Origin of the sequence: Cytobacillus praedii (genome assembly GCF_001439605.1) — a bacterium.
Taxonomy (GTDB): domain Bacteria; phylum Bacillota; class Bacilli; order Bacillales; family Cytobacillaceae; genus Cytobacillus; species Cytobacillus praedii.
In genome coordinates this window covers 25,596-46,402 of sequence record NZ_LMBX01000009.1, presented here as the reverse complement: position 1 = coordinate 46,402, position 20,807 = coordinate 25,596, and the positions used below count along the sequence as shown (strand labels likewise).

At 38.3% G+C, this 20,807-nt stretch carries 19 protein-coding genes; 8 read left to right on the top strand and 11 right to left on the bottom strand.

Annotated elements, in window-relative coordinates; genetic code table 11:
- Position 1: 1 nt before the first annotated feature.
- The 3 genes from ASU02_RS11515 to ASU02_RS11505 all read right to left on the bottom strand — a co-directional run bounded on the left by ASU02_RS11515 (position 2) and on the right by ASU02_RS11505 (position 3,504).
- Positions 2-1,225, bottom strand: a complete 1,224-nt coding sequence (locus ASU02_RS11515) for a metallophosphoesterase family protein (protein ID WP_057763664.1) — start codon at positions 1,223-1,225, stop codon at positions 2-4.
- Between the two features lie 133 nt (positions 1,226-1,358).
- Complete coding sequence (locus ASU02_RS11510; RefSeq protein WP_057763662.1) at positions 1,359-2,612, bottom strand: ABC transporter permease; 1,254 nt, start codon at positions 2,610-2,612, stop codon at positions 1,359-1,361.
- On the bottom strand, positions 2,605-3,504 hold the full coding sequence (locus ASU02_RS11505) for an ABC transporter ATP-binding protein (RefSeq protein WP_057763660.1): 900 nt from the start codon (positions 3,502-3,504) through the stop codon (positions 2,605-2,607). Before ASU02_RS11505 ends, ASU02_RS11510 begins: the two co-directional genes overlap by 8 nt.
- Before the next feature lie 160 nt (positions 3,505-3,664).
- On the opposite strand from ASU02_RS11505, the gene ASU02_RS11500 reads away from it, so the two are divergent.
- Positions 3,665-3,850, top strand: coding sequence for a YhzD family protein (locus tag ASU02_RS11500; RefSeq protein WP_057763659.1), 186 nt, complete (start codon positions 3,665-3,667; stop codon positions 3,848-3,850).
- A gap of 253 nt (positions 3,851-4,103) precedes the next feature.
- Here ASU02_RS11500 and ASU02_RS11495 read toward each other — a convergent pair whose 3' ends face one another.
- From ASU02_RS11495 to ASU02_RS11480, 4 genes are all read right to left on the bottom strand, one after another.
- Positions 4,104-4,892 (bottom strand): enoyl-CoA hydratase, encoded by a 789-nt coding sequence (locus tag ASU02_RS11495; RefSeq protein WP_057763657.1) that lies wholly within the window; start codon positions 4,890-4,892, stop codon positions 4,104-4,106.
- Positions 4,893-5,028: 136 nt separating this feature from the next.
- The gene (locus tag ASU02_RS11490) at positions 5,029-6,651 is read right to left on the bottom strand and encodes a long-chain fatty acid--CoA ligase (RefSeq protein ID WP_057763655.1); all 1,623 of its coding nucleotides are present in this window, start codon (positions 6,649-6,651) and stop codon (positions 5,029-5,031) included.
- Positions 6,652-7,273: 622 nt separating this feature from the next.
- Positions 7,274-8,785: a coproporphyrinogen III oxidase gene (locus ASU02_RS11485; RefSeq protein WP_057763653.1), complete on the bottom strand. Its 1,512-nt coding sequence runs from the start codon at positions 8,783-8,785 to the stop codon at positions 7,274-7,276.
- A 308-nt stretch (positions 8,786-9,093) separates the two neighbouring features.
- Entirely contained in the window at positions 9,094-9,960 is an 867-nt protein-coding gene (locus ASU02_RS11480; protein ID WP_057763650.1) for a Cof-type HAD-IIB family hydrolase, read from the bottom strand.
- A 318-nt stretch (positions 9,961-10,278) separates the two neighbouring features.
- Here ASU02_RS11480 and ASU02_RS11475 point away from each other — a divergent pair, with 318 nt between their 5' ends.
- A complete protein-coding gene (locus ASU02_RS11475) occupies positions 10,279-12,027 on the top strand; it encodes a methyl-accepting chemotaxis protein (protein ID WP_057763648.1) in 1,749 nt (582 codons plus the stop codon).
- A gap of 98 nt (positions 12,028-12,125) precedes the next feature.
- On the opposite strand, the gene ASU02_RS11470 is transcribed toward ASU02_RS11475, so the two are convergent.
- Positions 12,126-13,040 (bottom strand): TIGR01777 family oxidoreductase, encoded by a 915-nt coding sequence (locus tag ASU02_RS11470; RefSeq protein ID WP_198317432.1) that lies wholly within the window; start codon positions 13,038-13,040, stop codon positions 12,126-12,128.
- A 158-nt stretch (positions 13,041-13,198) separates the two neighbouring features.
- Between ASU02_RS11470 and ASU02_RS11465 the strand changes: the two genes are divergently transcribed.
- Positions 13,199-13,399, top strand: coding sequence for an alpha/beta-type small acid-soluble spore protein (locus ASU02_RS11465; RefSeq protein ID WP_053475138.1), 201 nt, complete (start codon positions 13,199-13,201; stop codon positions 13,397-13,399).
- 74 nt (positions 13,400-13,473) lie between these two features.
- Here the strand turns inward: ASU02_RS11465 and ASU02_RS11460 are convergent, their stop codons facing one another.
- The gene (locus ASU02_RS11460; protein WP_057763646.1) at positions 13,474-13,824 is read right to left on the bottom strand and encodes a YlbF family regulator; all 351 of its coding nucleotides are present in this window, start codon (positions 13,822-13,824) and stop codon (positions 13,474-13,476) included.
- 75 nt (positions 13,825-13,899) lie between these two features.
- Entirely contained in the window at positions 13,900-15,039 is a 1,140-nt protein-coding gene (locus tag ASU02_RS11455; RefSeq protein ID WP_057763644.1) for a DUF445 domain-containing protein, read from the bottom strand.
- A gap of 125 nt (positions 15,040-15,164) precedes the next feature.
- On the opposite strand from ASU02_RS11455, the gene ASU02_RS11450 reads away from it, so the two are divergent.
- From ASU02_RS11450 to ASU02_RS11435, 4 genes are read left to right on the top strand one after another with little or no spacing between them, the layout of a single operon-like run.
- On the top strand, positions 15,165-16,538 hold the full coding sequence (locus ASU02_RS11450; protein ID WP_232426230.1) for a YheC/YheD family endospore coat-associated protein: 1,374 nt from the start codon (positions 15,165-15,167) through the stop codon (positions 16,536-16,538).
- Entirely contained in the window at positions 16,538-17,635 is a 1,098-nt protein-coding gene (locus ASU02_RS11445; protein WP_057763642.1) for a YheC/YheD family endospore coat-associated protein, read from the top strand. The genes ASU02_RS11450 and ASU02_RS11445 overlap by 1 nt, the downstream gene beginning before the upstream one ends.
- Before the next feature lie 23 nt (positions 17,636-17,658).
- Positions 17,659-19,020: a YheC/YheD family endospore coat-associated protein gene (locus tag ASU02_RS11440; RefSeq protein ID WP_057763640.1), complete on the top strand. Its 1,362-nt coding sequence runs from the start codon at positions 17,659-17,661 to the stop codon at positions 19,018-19,020.
- The gene (locus tag ASU02_RS11435; protein ID WP_057763638.1) at positions 19,017-20,075 is read left to right on the top strand and encodes a YheC/YheD family endospore coat-associated protein; all 1,059 of its coding nucleotides are present in this window, start codon (positions 19,017-19,019) and stop codon (positions 20,073-20,075) included. Before ASU02_RS11440 ends, ASU02_RS11435 begins: the two co-directional genes overlap by 4 nt.
- Before the next feature lie 42 nt (positions 20,076-20,117).
- Here the strand turns inward: ASU02_RS11435 and ASU02_RS27210 are convergent, their stop codons facing one another.
- Positions 20,118-20,249, bottom strand: a complete 132-nt coding sequence (locus tag ASU02_RS27210; protein WP_256376276.1) for a hypothetical protein — start codon at positions 20,247-20,249, stop codon at positions 20,118-20,120.
- Between the two features lie 318 nt (positions 20,250-20,567).
- Between ASU02_RS27210 and ASU02_RS11430 the strand changes: the two genes are divergently transcribed.
- Positions 20,568-20,780, top strand: coding sequence for a YheE family protein (locus tag ASU02_RS11430; RefSeq protein ID WP_057763636.1), 213 nt, complete (start codon positions 20,568-20,570; stop codon positions 20,778-20,780).
- Positions 20,781-20,807: the final 27 nt, after the last annotated feature.

Sequence of the window (20,807 nt, the reverse complement as noted above, 5' to 3'; positions counted from 1 at the left end):
CTCAATTTGGTTTGTAAAGTAAGTTCACCAGCAGCTTTTCCGCCTCTCCTGCTATTCGGCTCTTTTCTTCATCGGATAGTTCATCTAAATACTTTCTCGCAGATGGGTGGTCATATAAAGAGGAAATGCTTTGATTTAAATAGTGATTATTGGATGCTGTCTGAAAAAGCTCCTGATAAAAGTCAGATTCAACCGACAATTGTTCATATGTCCATTCAAGTTTTTCCTTAATCAATAGATCTGCAATCCACACAAAAGCTTTCTCCTCTTTTTCATCCTCTTGAAGGATTTCAAGAAGATCACCGTTTTCAAGGCTTTTATAATCCTGATGTGGAATATCTACGTTTTCAAGCGTTAGGGAAAGAATAATTCCTTTGTGATCCAATCGATATTGGTCTACCGTTTTTTTGCAGGCTGCATAAATTTCATGAAAGGAGGGTAAAGCTGCAGCATCGATTGTTAATTCTCGCCAATTGACTGTGGAGGATTCGATAAACGTCATTTCCGCCTCCCCATCCGTTAGCTGGACTAAATAACAGCCCTTCGCCCCCAGTTCTTTCCGATTTCGTCCTTGAATATTGCCCGGATAGATGACAGGAGGCTGTAAATTTACTTGATTTCGTTTATGGATATGCCCGAGAGCCCAATAATCGAAGCCTTTATCAAGCAATTCCTTTAAAGTAAATGGTGCATAGGTGCCATGATCGCTATTTCCTTCTAATTGTCCATGCAAAATTCCAATATGAAAATCAGCGTTATCTTTCTTTTCATACCTTTGAATCATACGTTCATAAACATGTCTTTTTGGATAACTGAATCCATAAAGATTAACGGAGGTTCCAATATGATTCGTAAATGTTTTTGCTGTGACGTCATGAGGGAAAATATAAACATTTTCTGGCATAGGCAAGTGTGTCCAATTTCCTTCCATATGGTCATGGTTGCCATGTACGGCAAAAACGGGAATATGCTTTTCTTCCAAGCGCTTCATTTCTTTAATAAACCTGGTTTGTGCACGAATACTGCGATCCTCCCCATCGAATAAATCACCAGCAATAATAACAAAGTCCACATTGTGAAGGATGGCCGAATCAACAATTTTCCCGAAAGCTTCAAAGGTGCTCTCCTGAAGCCTCTTGAAAATCTGCTCTGGCAATGATTTGAGCCCGACCATTGGACTATCTAAATGCAAATCAGCAGCATGAATAAAGGTCAATCTTTTCATAAAATAATCCTCTCGTCTTCTTTTTTACCATTTTAACTGATTTCGAAAGCGAATGCACGTTCTCACTAAAATCGACCTCTTTTTTTTATTTAATGAAAAAAGCTCGCCAAGTTGGCAAGCCCTCTCCTAATAACTATTTATTCTTAGTTAATTGCAATGCTTTTTTAATATCCTTAAATGAATTCGATTTTCCGTACATTAATACGCCGCCCTTATATACTCTTGCTCCAAAGATAGCTAGCACAACAATCGTAACTAGCAGAATTGCAATACCGAGCAGCGGCTCCCATGCAGGCAATGTCAGCATTCCTACACGCATAAACATCAGCATCGGAGTGAAAAACGGGATGTAGGAGGTAATCGTAATAAAGGTTGTTTCTGGCTGGCCAAGGCCCACCATTGCAATCATAAATCCTGCAACAATCATAATCGTCATCGGGGTGATCATCTGTTGGACATCTTCAATTCTGCTTACTAACGAGCCAAGGAAGGCTGCTAATGTCGCATATAAGAAATAGCCAAGGATAAAGAATACCACCGCATAAATAATCGTTTGTACGGGAATATCCCCAAAACCGAAGAACTCAAAAAATCCGCTGTCCATCGTTTCTAAGTTTTGCTTTACAAAATAATAGCCAATCAGAAGGAATGCAGCCATCTGTGTTAAACTAAGCAAGGCAATCCCCAATATTTTGGCAAACATTTGCTTTATTGGAGAAACGCTTGAAATCAGTATTTCCATTACACGTGAGGATTTCTCCGTTGCAACTTCCATTGCAATCATATTGGCGTACATGATAACTGCAAAGTAAATAACAAATAACAGAACATACACAAGTCCTCTTGCTTGATTTAATTCTTCCTCTGTTTTTGCATTCTCCTCAAGAGCTGTTTTACTAAATGCAACCGGTTCATATAGCTTTCCTAATTGCTCTTGTGTTAAATTAATCTGCGTTGCGGCTGCTTGTGTTTTTATTTGCTGCAAGCCTTGCTGTAATGTAGCTGGAAGGGTGGAGTCCGCGATGCTTCTTGCTTTAAAAGAGGCTTGTGGCAGCTTCTCATTATCTTGGGATAAAACAAGCAGTCCTTTAAACTCATCGTTCTTAACCGCTTTTTCTCCCTCTTCCTCCGAGCCTTCATAGAGCTGCAGGTGAACATCCTTATTAATTGACTTTATCTGCTCCTGAAAAGGAGCAAAAAGCTCGCCTGATTGATCAATGACAGCAACCTTTTCTCCCTGCTCATCATCACTAAAAACATCAATAATTTTTGTCATATTGGTTAAACCAATAATTAGCACTAGCGTTATGAGTGAAGTAATAATAAATGATTTCGTTTTAAGTTTGCTAAAATACGTATGCCAGAGGATAATCCAAAAATTATTCATAGGAAGCACCTACCTTTTCAATAAAAATATCATTTAATGAAGGTTCTTCAAGAACAAATTTTCGGATAAATCCTTTTCCAACAATCTCCTTCAAAATGCCTTCAGCCATTTCTTCGCCCTCAATTTGCAGATGAATCCCTTCTGTTGTCTGCCGAGATCGAATGACCCCTGGGTAACTTTTCAAAAATTCCAGATTAAAATCTGCATGAATAACTAAATTTTTTCTGCCAAAAGTACGTTTAATTTCCTTTAATGCTCCTTGAACGACCGGCTTCCCCTTATGCATAATGCATAAATGCTCACACATTTCTTCCACGTGCTCCATTCTATGAGAAGAAAAGACAATCGTTGTTCCATTATTCTTCAACTCTAGAACCGCATCCTTAAGCTGCTCGACATTCACTGGATCAAGACCGCTGAACGGTTCATCCAGAATTAATAGTTTCGGCTTATGTATCACCGCTGTAATAAATTGAATTTTTTGCTGGTTCCCTTTAGAAAGCTCTTCTACTTTTTTCTCCGCGTACTCTGGCACTTTAAAACGGTTAAGCCAATAATCAAGTTCTTTTAAAACATCTTGTTTCTGCATGCCGCGCAGCCTTGCCAAATAGACAATTTGATCCTTTACCTTTAACTTTGGGTACAGCCCTCTTTCCTCAGGCAAATACCCGATAAGCGGGCTTGTTGAATAATCAATTGTTTCTCCATCCCACGTAATTTTCCCTTCACTCGCATCGATCAACCCTAGAATCATTCGAAATGTTGTCGTTTTCCCTGCACCATTCGCACCAAGAAAACCAAACATCTCTTTCTCGGGAATAGAGATGGACAGATCATCAACAGCTGTATAACTTCCAAAACGTTTTGTTACATGCTCAAGCTGTAATCCCATTGTTACCTCCCCTTTCTTCACCTATTACTTATACGGATAAAATAGGGAAAAGGTTCATTTTCTTGTAATTCATGCAATAAAAATAAATCTTTGCACTAAGATAAAAATTATGCAAGAATAATAGTAACAATCTGAATTTTAAAAAACCGGAGGGATTGAAATGAAAACCTATAAACTAACAGCTTTCGAAGCGAATGGAGAAAAAGTCTTAGATGAGGCTTTTCAAGCAGAAAATGATGACGTGGCAAAAGAAATGGGCGAGAAGTTTTTAAATGAAAAGGGATTATCTGAAAAAACACATCGCTGTACATCGCCTGCAGGGAAACTAATTTTATTTCACCGGTAATAAGAAAAGCGCAAGCGCCTTGATCATCGCCGTACAAACTGGAAGGGCTTCGACTGAGATAAAGGAAACACGGTGAGTGAGCGAACCGATGTTGACTTATCGTAGGGAGGAGACCTGAAGTTTGATAGGCGATAGGCGCTGAAGCTAGACAATTTCCTTTCTCTAAAGTTATTCACAACATTCGATTTTATTAATTTCCAACCAACAAAAAAGCAAAGAGCGACTGGCTGCTCCTTGCTTTTTCTTATATTATCTACTTTCCTATGAAAACAGGTCTCCGTTTTTCCAAGAATGCTTGAATCCCTTCCTGATGGTCCTGCGACTGCCGCATTTTATGCTGGCCTTCTTTTTCTAGCTCAAGGACTCTCAGTAATTGCGGGGTATTTTTTTCGGCAAGGATTGTTTTTGTTTCAATCATTGCTTGAATGGGACTGTTCAGTAACAGCTGAAGCTTAGCTTCTAGCACTTCTTCCAAGCTTTCAGCAACATCATGGACGAGTCCAAGCTTAAAGGCTTCTTCAGCCGTTAAAGGCTTTCCTTCCCATATAAGATGCTTGGCTTTATCTTCGCCAAGGCGCTTTTCTAAGAAGTAATGACCCCCTCCATCCGGGATTAACCCAATTCCGATAAAGTTCATCGCTAGCTTACTAGATTTATCAGCAACTATGTAATCAGTTGCTAAAGCAATGCTTAAACCAAGGCCAGCTGCAGCACCTGTTACTGCACTAATTGTTAGCTTAGGCATCGTATACAGAGTAGCAACCACTTCACTTATGCAATCCATAACAATCGGGAAGTCCTCTTCATTCGCTTCAAGGAGCATCGTCTTAATATCTCCTCCAGAGGAGAATGCTCGCCCTTTTCCTCTAAGTACAACAATATCCACTTCACTGGACTGACTAATTTCCTTTAAGACTGCGGCTAATCCTTTTAACATTTCCACATTTAAAGAATTCAATGATTCTGGTCTATTTAATTCTACTGTAGCTACACGGCCGTTTACATGTAATTGGACTGTTTCCGTTTTAAACTCAATTGTCATACTATTCCCTCCTATCATCTTCCTTCTCCCATTATATAGAATATTATTATATTTAAAAAGTTTTATTTGAAAAATTCTAAATATTTAAATGAAAACAACCGCAAACATCCTGTTTACGGTCAAGTTTTCTAGATTATTAGTTCGTTCCAGTGTAATTTTTATGAACCTGATCTCTTAATGCCATCTTGAGGAACTTACCTACAGATGTCTTTGGAATCTCCTCAAGGAAAAGAATGTCATCTGGAATCCACCATTTAGCAAACTGCGGTTTCAAGAACTCATTAAGCTCCTCTTTTTCTATTTTTCCTTTATAAGCATCCTTCAAAACTACACAGGCAACCGGTCTCTCCTGCCATTGCTCACTTGGTACGGCAATAACTGCCGCCTCGAAAACTGCTTCATGGGCCATAAGTGCATTCTCAAGATCAACCGAAGATATCCATTCCCCGCCGCTTTTTATGAGATCCTTCGTGCGATCGACGATTTTCATAAATCCTTCCTCATCAATCGTTACAACATCTCCTGTATACAGCCACCCATCTCGAAAAGCATCTGACGTCCGCTCATCTTTGTAATATTCTGAGGCAATCCAAGGACCTCGAATCGCAAATTCTCCCATCTCTTTACCGTCCCAAGCTACCTCACCGTCCTTGCCGACAACCTTCATTTCGAGACCCGGCACAAGAATTCCCTGCTTTGCTTTAATCTCAACCTTCTCTTCATAGGATAGCTCTTCCTGATAGCTTTTGAGCGTAGAAATAACCACGAGCGGACTCGTTTCTGTCATGCCATACGCATGCATGAAAGGGATATTATACTTTTGTTCAAAGGCTTTTATCATGCCCTTTGGAGCAGCTGCTCCTCCACATAGCACCGATCGAAGCGAGCTCATATCATACGTATTTTCTTCCAGTTCTTTCAGAAGACCTAGCCAAATGGTTGGAACACCCGCTGTGATCGTAACCTTTTCTTCCTGGATAAGCTCAGCAAGCAGCTTCGGAGTAAAATATGGGCCAGGCATAACGAGATTTGTTCCAAACCAAACAGCAGCAAACGGCAATCCCCATGCATTCACATGGAACATTGGAACAACAGGCATGGCAATATCCTTTTCGCTCACAGCTGCACTATCAGCCATTCCTAATGCCATACTATGGAGAACAATGCCACGATGAGAGTATACAACTCCTTTAGGATTGCCAGTTGTTGCTGATGTATAGCACATACCTGCTGGCGCATTTTCATCTAAATCATCAGGATATTCATATCCCCCTGCCGCCTCATCTAGTAATTTTTCATAATGATACACATTGGATAGTGTTGTTTCCGGAAGTTCAGGCTCATCTGTCATAATGACAAATGCCTTAACAGCTGGAATCTTATCCTTTATTGCCTCAATTAATGGCAAAATATCTGAATCTATTAAGAGCACTTTATCCTCTGCATGATTAATGATAAATACAATATGCTGTGGGGAGAGACGAATATTAATCGTATGAAGCACCGCCCCGCTGCATGGAATTGCAAAATATGCTTCCAAATGCCGATGATGATTCCATGCAAGTGTCCCTACTTTATCTCCTCTTTCCACACCTAGCTTTTGAAGCGCCTCTGCAAGCTTTCTAGTCCGTTCAGCTATTTGCTTGTATGTAAATCGCTGAATGCCACTGGCTGTTCGTGAAACAACCTCTTTTTTTGGAAAAAACCTCTCTGCCCGATTAATCATCTGCGTCATTGTCAAAGGTGTTTGCATCATCATATTTGATTCCTCCCTTATTAAAAGCGCTTACATCCCCAAAGAAGTTTATGAATATTTGTACCTAAAATATTCTCTTTATATTAAAAAAACCCTTTATTTTTATTGAAGATTCTGAAATTTAATTGATGCTTTAGGAGGTAAACTTTTTTTATGATTTTCCTGATGTATTGCCATGTTCGATTTCATCTTTCTTTTTATGGGGTACCTATTTTTGTTTTAAAGGGACTTTTAGGTTATATCTTTTTACGTGATTGTTTTTTCCTGTTTAAGGGGATTATGGGGCTTGTATTTCTTTTTATGTGACCGCTTTTTCCTTTTTATGGAGATCATGGGGTCGTATTGCTTTTTATGTGACCGCTTTTTCCTGTTCATGGATATTACAGGGTCATATTTCTTTTTATGTGACCGCTTTTTCCTGTTCATGGATATTACGGGGGCATATTTCTTTTTATGCGACCGCTTTTTCCTGTTTGTGGAATTTAAGGGTTCATATTTCTTTTTATGCGACCGCTTTTTCCTGTTTATGGAAGTCGCGGGTTCATATTTCTTTTTACTCTACCTCTTTTCCCAATTTAAATGCACGAACTCCTTTTGATGTTGCATTAAAAAATCCCCGCCTCATTTAGGCAAGGGATTCTTCGGTATTAAATAATTCACTTAATATTTTCAGCTTATCGTCTGTATATTTTTCGAAGCTGTCATTATATGTTTTCGGATCCTTTGGATTAGCAAAATGAGTGATTTTTCCAGTTTGCGGATGAATAAATTTACTCGCTGCCCCGCAGCCGAGACCAATAATTGTCTGCTGTTCCTCCATAATCATAATATTATAGATGCTATCCTGATTCGGCAGTGCATACCCGACGTTTTCCAAATTACCGAGGATATTTTTCTGTCTATATAAGTAGTATGGCGTATATTGGTGTTCCTTCGTCCAATTTTCAGCCATGTTCATCATTTTCTCAATTTCCACACGATCGGCTACTTTATACTTTTCCTTATTCCGGGTCATTTCTGATGCACGCTTGAAGGAGAGTGTATGAACGGTAAGTGATTCAGGCATCAATTTATCTGTCTCATGCAAGCTATTAGCAAATTCCGAAACGCCTTCACCAGGCAAGCCAATGATTAAATCCATATTAATGTTATTCATGCCCATTTCCCGTGCTAGATGAAACTTTTCAATTGTTTCCTCAACCGTATGGTGTCTACCGATCGCCTTTAATGTTTCCTGCGTATATGACTGTGGATTAATGCTGATCCGATCAATTTTCCACTTTTTCAAGATTTCAAGCTTTTCAGGAGTTATCGTGTCTGGTCTCCCAGCTTCTACTGTCACTTCACGGATCTTATCTACATCTGGAAAAGAATGATACATTTCCTCATAAAGCATATCCATCTCTTCAGCAGTTATGCTTGTCGGTGTTCCTCCACCATAATAGACCGTTGTGATTCTAATGTTGTTTTCCTTCAGCCATTCCCCAACTTTTCTCATTTCATAATGCAATCCGCCTAAGAAGGAATCTACAGATCCTTGTCGCCCATTAATCGCATAAGCAGGGAATGTACAATAGGCACACTTTGTCGGACAAAATGGAATCCCAATATAAATGCTTACCTCATTTTGCAGCTCGTACAGGTCTGGAACGACGGAAAGCTGACGATCTACGATTTGCTGCATTAGCTGAATTTTTTCATCCGTAATTAAGTACTCATCTTTCAGCTGCTGATGGGCAATAGACGTTGAGGTTTTCTTTTGCATTTGGCGGTGAAGAAGCTTTGTCGGCCGAATCCCTGTAAGAATTCCCCATTTCTGCGTAATGCCAGTCCAATCCTGAAGCACAGTCAAATATACATGGGCAACCGCATGTTTTACCTGTTTAAAATGCTCTTTTTCTGTTGATGCTGGCATCAGCTCTTTTTCATACTCTGCTGACTTGCTTCTGCCCTCACTGTCTATAAGGTTCCCGTTCACTTTAATAGACTGACTAATTTCCACTTTAAATTCTATCGTTAAATCTTTCTGATCGTGTGTCTGGAAGGAAATCTCACATTCCTCAAAAAATAAATTTGCGATCAGCTGAAGCGGACGATGAAAGCGTTCATCCTCTATACCTTTAATTGTAATTTGCAAAATAATCACCTTTTATAAAATATAATGAAATTACCATCATCTTTATTAAGAGGATGGCAGCCTAGTTTGACGTATATAAAACCTCTTTAAGTTTACAGAAATGACTAAACAAGGTCAATTGTTTATAGCTGGGAGCTATGATTGCGATTCAATGTTGACGATATATCTTCGAAATTCAACATATAGAAATTTTAAATATAGAAATCAGCGGATTTATCTCCGATTATCCTGATATATCGATTTTTCGACAATCACAGATAAATTAAGAAAAAGAGTCAACCTCTAAGATCAACCCTTCAACAGCGCATTTATTTTAATATATTCATTTTCTTCAAAAATTCAATCGGATGCTGTTTTCTGAAGTGCTCCTTCACCATGTAGGTGACTCCCTGCTGGTCATTCGGCCGTGTAATCCAATCTGCAGCTTTTTTCACTTCAGCAGGAGCATTTCCCATTGCTACTCCTAGTCCGGCAGCCTCTATCATTTCCTGGTCATCCATTCCATCACCGATGACAACCATTTCATTTCGCCCGATTCCTAATCTTTCACCTAAATACAATAGCCCATTGAGCTTAGAAACCCCAGCTGGCATAATATCCATCCGGTACTCATTCAATTGAATAATATCAACTTCTCCGAACGTCCCTTGGATGGCAGCTTTAGCATCCATCAGATCTGTCTCATCCTCAAAATACACTTCAATCTTTGGAGGAGTTACAGGTTCTTCAAGGATTGTTTCACTAACGGAGTCCACAAATTGCTGCGAATAAAAAATCGGATCACCTGAAGAAAACACGGTCTTGGCCAACATATTATGATTTAGCTTCGATTTATTTGCCAATGCAAATTTCTCATGCACTAATCGAATTTGACTTGGAAATCCCTCAAGTAATCTAACGATTTCGTAAGTAACATCCTCGGCTATCCGTTTTACAAATATCGGCTTATCCTCTTGCCCCGCAATATAGGCACCGCTATGGGCAACAATAAGCTTATTGAGCTTTAATGCTTTTGCCACCTTTTTCGCAGATGGAAAACTTCTGGCAGTCACTAAAGTAATATAAATTCCTTTTTGCTGAACATAGTCAATTGCTTCTTTCGTTGATTTATGAAGTCTCCCATTCGATTGAAGGAGTGTTCCGTCGATATTAATCGCTAACAGCCGATAGATCATCTCATTGCCCCCTGTTCCTGATGTAAATATCTCTACTACACTTTTATGAAAAAATGAAAAGGAATAGAACGGACATGGATACAAAAATGCTCTTGAGTTTTTAAACACTTAAATATCTGCTGTTAAGGATGGAAAAAATCAATGAGCGGTGGATGTAGTTTTTCATTATTTCTTAAAGCGCCTGATTACAGAAACATTAATTTTCATGAAAATACATTAAAAAAATATAAAGAATAGAATATTTACATTCTAGTTAATTTATAGTTGAAATGTTAATAAATAGGACGTTTGAAATTATAATTCTGGAGGGCAACTTTAATGAAAACAAGTAAACTTCATTCTATTAAAAGTAAATTGATAGTTATCTCCTTACTCCTTTTAACGGTTCCATTAATTTCTTTAGGAATGATTAGCTATAACAAAAGCAAGGAAAGTCTTGATGAATTAGGTGCAGCAAATTTAGAAAACAGTGTCAAGATGGTTATAGAAATGATTGATGTATTGAATAAAGAAGTTAAAAAAGGGAATCTTCCATTAGAAATAGCTCAGGAACAGGTCAAAGTCACGATTCTCGGTGAAATGAATGATGATGGAAGCAGAACTGTCCATAATAAAATTGGTGAATATGGCTATATGTTTGTATTAGATGATAAAGGAAATCAGATTGCACATCCACAATTGGAAGGGAAAAATAGTTGGGATTCTACGGACCCAAACGGAGTAAAATCGACGCAAGAACTAATTAAAAAGGCGAACGAAGGTGGAGGCCTAACCTATTTTGAGTGGCCATTGCCAAATAATGAAAACAAAATTGAACCTAAGGTAACCTATTCGGAAAAAGATCCTAATTGGGGGTGGACCATTAATGCAGGGACTTACATGATGGATTTTAATAAGCCTGCACAAAAAATATTTGACACGATTCTAATGATAATTGGCTGCACCTTAATAATTGGAATTTTAATTATCTGGGTTTTCGCCAATAATCTTTCAAAGCCTATTCAAGTAGTGACAAAGCAAATGGAGTATCTTGCTGAAGGTGATTTATCCAAGGAAATCGTCCGAATAAAGAAACGAGATGAAACTGGAAAGTTAGCTGCTGCAATGAACTATATGCAGGAAAATCTGGCGGGTATTATTACCAATGTATCTAGTGCAACAGAACACATCACAAACCAAAGTGAGGAATTAATGCAATCTGCAAGTGAAGTGAAGGAAGGATCCATACAAATAGCATCAACCATGCAAGAACTAGCTTCAGGTACTGAAACTCAAGCTACTAGTGTTAGTGATTTATCCTCAGCTATGCAGACCTTTTCAAAAGACATTGAAGAAGCTAACATAAGCGGTAAATATATACAGGATTCCTCCAAAGAAGTTATTACAATAACTAAAGAAGGAAGCCAATTAATGAATTCTTCAAAGGATCAAATGATAAAGATTGATCAAATTGTTCAAGATGCCGTCCAAAAAGTTCAAGATTTGGACATCCACTCACAGCAAATATCAAAACTGGTAGGAGTTATTAGGGATATTGCAGATCAAACAAATTTATTAGCGCTAAATGCAGCTATTGAAGCTGCAAGAGCAGGAGAACATGGAAGAGGTTTTGCAATTGTTGCGGACGAAGTGAGAAAACTTGCCGAGCAGGTATCAGAATCGATACAAGATATCACAACTATAGTTACAACTATTCAGGATGAATCTAGTGTAGTCGTGCAATCGTTACAAAGCGGATATACTGAGGTAAAAAACGGAACAAGCCAAATTGAAGCAACTGAAGAAAAATTTCAAGATATTGAGAAAGCAATCATGGAAATGGCGAATAACATCAAATCAGTATCCGAAAAGCTGACAAGTGTCTCAATAAAGAGCCAAGAAATGAATACGTCAATTGAAGATATTGCTGCCATTTCAGAGGAATCCGCTGCAGGTATTGAGGAGACATCTGCTTCCTCTCAGCAAACAAGCGCATCAATGGAGGAAGTTGCAGACAGTTCTAATAACCTGGCTGAGCTTGCAGAAAACTTAAATGAGCTGGTTCGTCAATTTAAACTGCCGAAATAGGTTACCCACTGGGACTGGTCTGAAGACGGTAAGTTTTATTAAATGCAATTAAGGATTGAATTCTGCTCTAAACAGAACTCAATCCTTTTGTTTTTGCTTTAATCAATTATATCTCTTAATGCCCCTTCTAAATTGGTATGTCGAAATTGAAACCCTTCTGCTTGAAGCCTTTTGGGGATGCATTTTCTTCCGGTTAATGCAAGGCTTGGATCAGCTCTCATAATAATGTATGCACCGAGCTTTACGAATGGGGCAGGTGCTGGCGGAGCCCACCCTTTATTCATCACTTTCCTTAACGTTTTCATAAACTCTTTATTTGTTACTGGATTTGGACCTGTTGCATTATATATCCCGTCATATTGTTCATTCTCGATTGCCTGAACAAACATTTCATTTAAATCATCCATATGCAGCCAGCTAATATACTGCCTCCCAGATCCAATTGTCCCTCCGAGATTGAATTTTGCTAAACGCTGTAAGGGACCCAGTGCACCACCGTTATCCCCTAAAGCAAAACCAATTCTTAATAGCACTTTTCGCGTGTGTGGCCATTCATCCTTGAAAAATGCTGCCTCCCACCTCTCGCAAACATCGACAGAAAATCCTGTCCCATGATCAGAGTCTTCATGACAAATTTCAGTTGTATCGCCGAAGATTGCAAGTGAACCTGCTTGGATACATACTTGAGGAGGATTGTTACTCTTCAAAATAGCCTCCTGCAAAACTTGTATTGAAGCAAGTCTTGAAGAGATGATCTCCTCTCGATTCCCTTTTGTATAAAGACAGTTCACACTTTTACCAGTAAAATTGACAACGGCATAGCTTGCATCGATTCTTCTAGCCCATTCGTCTTCTAATCGAACACCATCCCAATGAATATATTCAATCTGATCAATGGCGGCTGTCTTTCCCCTTGTTAAAATCGTGACCATGTATCCGCGTACCATTAAATACCTGGCAAGTGATTGTCCCAGAAACCCGCTTCCTCCAGCAAGTACAATTCTTTTTTCCAAGTAAATCCCCTCCCCCATATCTATTAAGTCATAATACCAAAGGAAATAAATGATAAAGCTCCTCATGAAAAATTTACCACTATAAACAATGAATAAATAGTGATAATTATTTAAAAAATAAAATTGTATCAACTATAACACCAAAGGAGATGATTTACATGGCAAGTAACAATAGTTCAAATCAGCTTTTAGTACCAGGAGTTTCTCAAGCAATTGATCAAATGAAGGTAGAAATTGCATCAGAATTTGGCGTAAATCTTGGCCCAGAAACATCTTCAAGAGCAAATGGTTCTGTTGGTGGAGAAATTACGAAGCGTCTTGTTCAAATGGCTGAGCAGCAGCTTGGCGGAAGATTTTAATTAACCCAATACTTAATGAACAAAAACAACCGTTCCCCTAATAAAGGAACGGTTGTTTTTCTGCCTTAGCGGGCTTATTGTACAGATCCGTACAGCTCTTCTAAAGGCTTCATGATAATTTTATTCATTTCAGCAATGACCATGCTCATTCGCTGCTCTGCTTCCATCAGCTTTGAAATTTTAGCATTTTGCTGTACGAGTGCAACCGACTTTTGCGCCTGCATGACTTCTTCTTCTGAAATATCCTGCCCCATCATTTGTTTTTGCTGAAGCTGCAATTGAATGTTTCGGAAATTTTCGAACATATCCCTTGCTGATTGGTCTGCATTCACTTCATCATATGCCTGCTTTAACAGACTATATTCTTCACTTTGTCTAACAGACTTCTCTAGCTCATAGGCTGAATCGTATAAATTAACTGGCATGTATGACACTCCTTATTCTAAATGAGAATGACTTCACTATAACAAACTATGTTTATAAATGCGAGAAATGACCTATTAGTTCATAAGAAGTGCAAGAATTCCTTGAATAATTCCGATAATACCACCTAGCAAGGCACCTAAAAAGGTAATCATTTTTAATTCCTTGTTGATAATTGTCATTACCATTTCCTCAAGCTGCTCTAAAGAGAAAGTTTCAACCTGCTGACGAACAATTTCTTGGAGGCGCAGTCTTTCCATTAAAACATCTATACGGTTTGATATCCATTCAACAAAAAACTGTACACCATTATGTGCAATGGTTTCAACGATTTCTTTTCGGAAGGATGCCGTTAGTGAGGAAAGCGGTGTATGGAAAACATGCTCCAAATTTAACAATTTCCTTACATACATTTTAATCATTGGAAGGATTTCATCTTTTTTAAACTGACTTTCAATCTTTTCAGCTTCCCATTCAAGAACATTGTTCCATTCCTTTTTAAGAAGCGCTGTAATCATTTCAGCAGTTCCTTCATTTTTGAGGAACTTAATGATTTCTGGCTGTATTTTATCCGCTATATTCATATTCCCCATAAACATTTGCATCATGTTTCCAAGAACACCGCTTCGTTCCTTCAAAAAATCATCCGCCATTTTCTGGATCCGTCTATTTCCTTCATAGCTCGAAAAATAGTCGACCCCTTTTTGAATAATAAATTCGCTAATGGCTGGAAGCTTCGTATTCACTTTTTCAATCATATTGTCAGGAATAATCATTCTTAATGATTGATGACGGTAGGTTCCCATCAAAGTTTCATATTTGTGATCAATCCATTCATTTATGCGAATTTCTGCTTTCACATGTACATCTGTTATTCCTAAAGTTTCAAGCAGCTCTGCTGGAGTCTTTTCAGAATCAAGAAAGTTCTCCATTTCTCGTTGAACAAAGCTAGTCATCTCTTTATTAAAATTCTCATTTAGAAATTTTTTCTTTAAACCTTCAGGTGTTAATAAATGACGAGTAACTACTTTTCCCATCTGCTCTGCAAGCTCACCTTGTCTCTTCGGAATTAAGCCAGGTGTAAAAGGGACTCTCCATTTGCCGATATACAATGTTCTATATGGCCGAAAGAGCATTTTAATCGCTAGATAATTTGTAAACCCTCCAATAATCGCTCCAATAGCGATCATCATAATAATTGTCAGTGCTATTTGCATAAATTTTTACATCTACCTTCCATCTTGGCTTTTCGCACCAATTTATCATTTTTTTCATATGATGCTTTATCAGCTTTTGCCTATATAATAATGTACCATAAAGCCCATAAAAATGAGGAATGATCATGACTATTTCGTTAATACCTATTACGATTATTCCAGATAAAATGTTTCATTCTTCTGATGTATGGCTAAAAATTAGCCACTCTCTCATTAATTATTGGGATATTGACATAAAGAAACCAATAAAAATTTCTGTTGGCGGAAATCAAGTAATCACAATGATTGAAGGTGCAGCCATTACAAAAGATGAAATCATTTTCGAGGAAGGGCTTTTTGAGAAGCTATCGATACCTATACAAGAATCACAATGGATAGCCAGCTTTTCACGTTCGAATCATACACTCACATTAGGGCCCGTCATTGGCATTCTTACAGATTACACTGAATCCGAAAAAGAACCTCACTTTCGCAGTATACATGCTTTTTGTAAAGAAATGCATGACCTTGTTACCGAAGTTGGCGGATTTCTATTTGTATTTCAACTTAATGATTGGAAAGATACAGCTCTAACTGGCTATTATTTTCTAAATAATCAGTGGCAAAAGGCTCTCCTTCCCTTACCTACCGTTATCTATAATCGTATTCATTCACGCAGGCTCGAAGCGAGTCATTTGTTTGAAACATTTAAAGCAAAATTAAAGGGTAAACAAATTTGGATTTTCAACAACCATTTTTTATCAAAAGAAATCGTCCATCATTTATTATATTCGGAAGAATACATGAAGCCATATTTACCTGAAACTAGTATGCTTACTGAGCATTCTCTTCAAGTAATGCTCAACAAGTATTCTTCTATTTTCATAAAACCGATTCATGGAAGCCAAGGGAGAAATATTATTAAAGCGATAAACGAAAATGACGTCCTCCAAATAAAAATATCAACAGGAACAAATAAAGATCGTACATTTCAGTTTAAAGACCCTATCCAATTCTATCAATGGCTTTTGCCGTATTTAGAAAAAAGAACCTATCTGATTCAACAAGCGATTCCATTAATGACCTATAAAAGCCGACAGCTGGATTTTCGAATTCTCTGCCATAAGAACCATCAAAATACATGGAAAGTAACCTCTTCAGTAGCCAGACTATCGGAGGATAAGCAATTTGTTTCAAATATTGCAAGAGGCGGAGAATTAATGAAACCTATTCATATCTTGTCCATATTATCAAACCGGGAGACAGCCATCCAACAGCTAAAATTAATGAAAGAACTCGCGATTGAAGCCTGCTCATTAGTCAGCCAAATGTCGGATGGGATCATTGGCGAACTAGGCGTTGATATCGGTGTGGATGAAGAAGGAAATCTTTGGATCATAGAGATCAATTCAAAACCCTCCAAAAACTTTGAGGCAGAACCAAATAAAATTCGCCCTTCAGCAAAAGCCTTGCTGGAATATTGTACATTCCTATCCTTTAACAAAGGGAGATATGAATAATGCTTTCACTCGGATTAATGACGGTTAACTTAAAAAATGAAAAAGGTTATTTCTATGAACTCGCCAAACGAGCACAAGCCCATAATATTGTTTGCTATCGCTTTGTCCCTTCTTCCATTCACCCACTTACCCAAAAAGTCACCGGTGAACAATTTAACCCAATAACTAGCGAGTGGGAACAAGATGAATTTCCGATTCCAGAGGTGATCTATGACCGATGCTTTTATATGAATGATCCCCACTCTTCTCAGTGTAAGGCAATTGTTAAATGGCTGAAAGCTAGAAAGGATATTTTGTTTCTAGGGCATGGCCTTCCAAATAAACTCGCATTATACGAGGCCATTGTCCATTCATCCTTATCCCCGTATTTGCTGGATTCTAAGCCGGTAGCCTCTGCAGAAGGGTTCATCCAAGCATTATCCCCACAGAAACCAGTCGTCATTAAACCAGTAAATGGTTCTCAGGGTAGAGGAATTTACCTTCTTGAAAAAACATCTAAAGGATTACGGGTTCAAACGGATACACAAGATACTCATTTGACAAGAACTTTCGCAGCCTTTCAGCCCGCAATAGAATGGTTGAATCGTCTAACATGCAAACAAGACTATTTAGTTCAGCCGTATGCAAATCTAAGGAATGAATACAATCATCCTTTTGATATACGGACACTTCTCCAAAAGGACGAAAATGGAAACTGGCGGGAAATTTGCAGGGGAATTCGAACAGGTATGAAGGATGGAATCATCTCCAATTTAAGTGCCGGTGGAACGATAACAAGCTTTGAATCATGGATGCAGATGATTCCGAAGCCACAAAGTGAATTTATAAGTAAAGAGCTTGATGATTTATTATCAAGGATCCCCTCCATTTTGGAGCAGACCTTTCCTCCTTTATTTGAATTAGGGATTGATATTGGGGTAAGTGATACTGGAGCTATTTGGATACTTGATATCAATTCAAAGCCAGGAAGAACAGTTGCCCTTACACTGAAACCTGAATTAACTGAAACATTGTTCAATGCCCCTCTTTTATACGGAAAAACTATAAAATTCGGATATAGCGAAACTTCAATCAGCGGGGGTTTTACAGCCCGTTAATCTGAGAGAAAGGAGCCGTGACGATGAGAAAATATTTCCTAGTAGAAATTCTTGAAAATAGTGTCCAAAAGGTTTGTATTCCTACTCACATCAAAGCAAATGCAGAATTAACGAAAATTGCTTTCGGCACTCACATGATCGAAACTGTGATTGAAAAGCATAACCGGCAGACGATAGCATTAAGTAGAGATATTGCAGAAAAACTTCTAATTCCTCCAATAAAAGTTCCTATGCATCTTTTTGTCGAGAATGATACAGCAATCATTGGTCCTCTAGTTGGTGTATTCACCTCTGGATTTACCCCGTTTCTTTTACGCCCGATCGGTGAAAGAAGTCTATTCTTTTCGAAGCTGCTATCTGTTAAAAAATCAATCGGTGCCCTTCCTTTTGTATTCGGGGAACAGCACATCAATTGGGAACAGGGGACAATTAATGGACTATTCTACCATCTAGATGGATGGAAAACATATGAAGTTCCTTTTCCAAATGTTATTTATGATAGGCTTCCAAATCGGAAAAGTGAAAGACAAACAGCACTAAAGCTTGTAAAAGACCGTTTGCAAAATGAATACATGATCCCATGGTATAACCCGGGGTTTTTCAATAAATTAGATGTAAATGATCGTCTTCAGCAAAATGAGAAGATTCATACCTTTTTACCGGAATCTTATGCCTTCTCATCTTTTTCAGACATTGAACAAATGCTCGCTAAATACGGTCATGTGTTTATAAAACCGATAAATGGCAGCCTCGGTCTGGGCATTCATCAAATCTTATTTGATAAAGTAGAGGGAAACTATTTTTGCCGTTATCGAGATCATGCTGGAGAGAATAAATTAATCAAATTCTCCACCCTGGAATCATTAATGAGGCATATTTTTAAAGGAAAAAAACTGAATCGCATGCTTATCCAGCAAGGCATTTATTTACTGCGGGCAGATAAACGGCCAGTGGATTTTAGGGTTCATACGAATAAAGATGCAAATGGAAGATGGGTTGTGACGGCAATTGCCGCCAAGGTTGCTGGTGCTGGGAGTGTAACTACTCATGTTAAGAGCGGTGGAGTGATTAAAACAGTTGAAGAAGTCTTTCCTGCATTGGAAGAACAAAGAGAAGTAAAAGAAAAATTAGCAGATGCCGCCATTAAACTTAGCGCAGCGTTAGAGGAAAGCATGGAAGGGATTATCGGAGAAATTGGATTTGATCTTGGGATTGACCGAAATGGGTCTGTTTGGCTGTTTGAAGCAAACTCTAAACCAGGAAGATCCATCTTTTCGAATCCTCAGCTGAAGGAGTACGATCAGCTCACAAGAAAGCTATCACTTGCTTTTGCCATCTATCTGACCGAAAGAGCGATCTCTCAGCCAGAGGAGATCTTCAAATGAAGGATATTGACTTGCAGAATTATACCGGACCCTTAATTGGCATTTTAGCCGGTAAAGGCAAGAATCAGTCTGTTATCGGAAATGGCCCTTTTTTCAGAGAACTACAAAGAGAAATTATAAAAAACGGCGGGATCTCCGTCGTTTTTACTCCTGATGATATTAATGAAGAGACAATCGCTGGAGTTACCTATTCACCAGAATATAATAAATGGACGGCTGTTACTTGCCCGATACCGCATATTGTCTTTAATCGTGTGCCAACCAGAAAACTTGAATCCGGAGATTCCTTTAAAGATGCTTTTCAATTTTTCAAAAGCAGAAACATCCCTTTTTTTAATCCAAGATTCCTCGATAAATTTTCACTCTTTGAAATGCTTTCACATGATCCCATCCTTCAATCCTTTTTACCTGAGACAATCAAGGTGACAGACAAAGAATCTTTGTTTCATTTTCTAGAAAAATATAAGACCATTTATTTGAAGCCAGCTGAAGGGGCAAAAGGAAGGGGCATTTACAAGCTGTCCCTGAAAAATAATCATTCCGTTGTCCTAATCAGCTTGAAAGATGAATTCACGTATAAAGATGGCATAACCTTTTGGAAAGAATGGGAACAAACACTTTTGAAAACAACAACATATATTGCTCAAAAATCGATAGAACCGGCGCTTTACCAAGGAAAGCGATTTGACTTTCGAATTCTTGCACACTTTTCCGAAGAAGGATATCAAGTGACCGGAGCTGGCATCCGCCAATCCCGTGATCAAGAACTTACCACACATACCCTAAATGGGGGCTGTATTATTCCTTATGAAGACATTCAAACGGAAGAGCATGATCGATTCTTCGCCATGATTGCTGATCGTGCTGGGAAAACTTTATCAAAAGAAACAGGTTTCTTTGGTGAATTTTCGATTGATGCCGGGCTTTCTGATGACGGTAAATATATAATATATGAAATAAATTCTAAACCCATGCGCTTTGATGAAAGGAACATCGAAGAAAAACGCATTCAAACCCTCACCAGGTTATTCTTACACATGACAAATAATGAATAGCTGCCCGATAACAATCTATAATTGCTAACGGGCAGTCCCCATTTAACTTCTTCTTTTCGATGGACCTCCAAGTGCCTGAAATTGATTTTTTAATTTTTCTCTAGCTTTGCCATTTCTCATCAAATAGGCAGCCCCGAGTGCTAAAGCAGTCATTGCTAAATTTCCACGTTTCATATCACTTGTCCCTCCTAATTTAAATGCATAAGCGCTTTCTAAACAATCAAAATGCAGATTGTTCCTGCGAGGATTGCTCAAAGGAGCTTTCCTTAGTGTTCAGCCCCGACAAGCATAAGACATGCCTCAAGGAAAACATACCCTTTCATTTTGGGAGGCTTGGCTTATGACTCGAAAGGCTAGGTGCTGGAGCTAGATATTATTTTTATCTAACCTTTCAATATATCTTTTCCCCTTTTAAAAAGAAAAAAAACATGAATTAAATGTTGTTGGGTTAATGAAGAAGAACAGGTAAAATAAGTTTAAGGAGGAATGGAAATGCTCACACACTTTCAATACAAAAAATTATATGCACATACAGAAATTCCCGGATGGAATATCTCCTTTTACTTTAATAAGCAAAATTTTCATGGGATTTACCATCAAAACGGGCAGATCGAATGGACTTCTCAGCCCCCAAGTGCCGAAGATGAAATTAGGCTAATTGAACAAATTCATGAGCTTATGCTTTTTCATGTATATGACCATTAGGATTCCTTGAATTTTTTACTGCTTTCT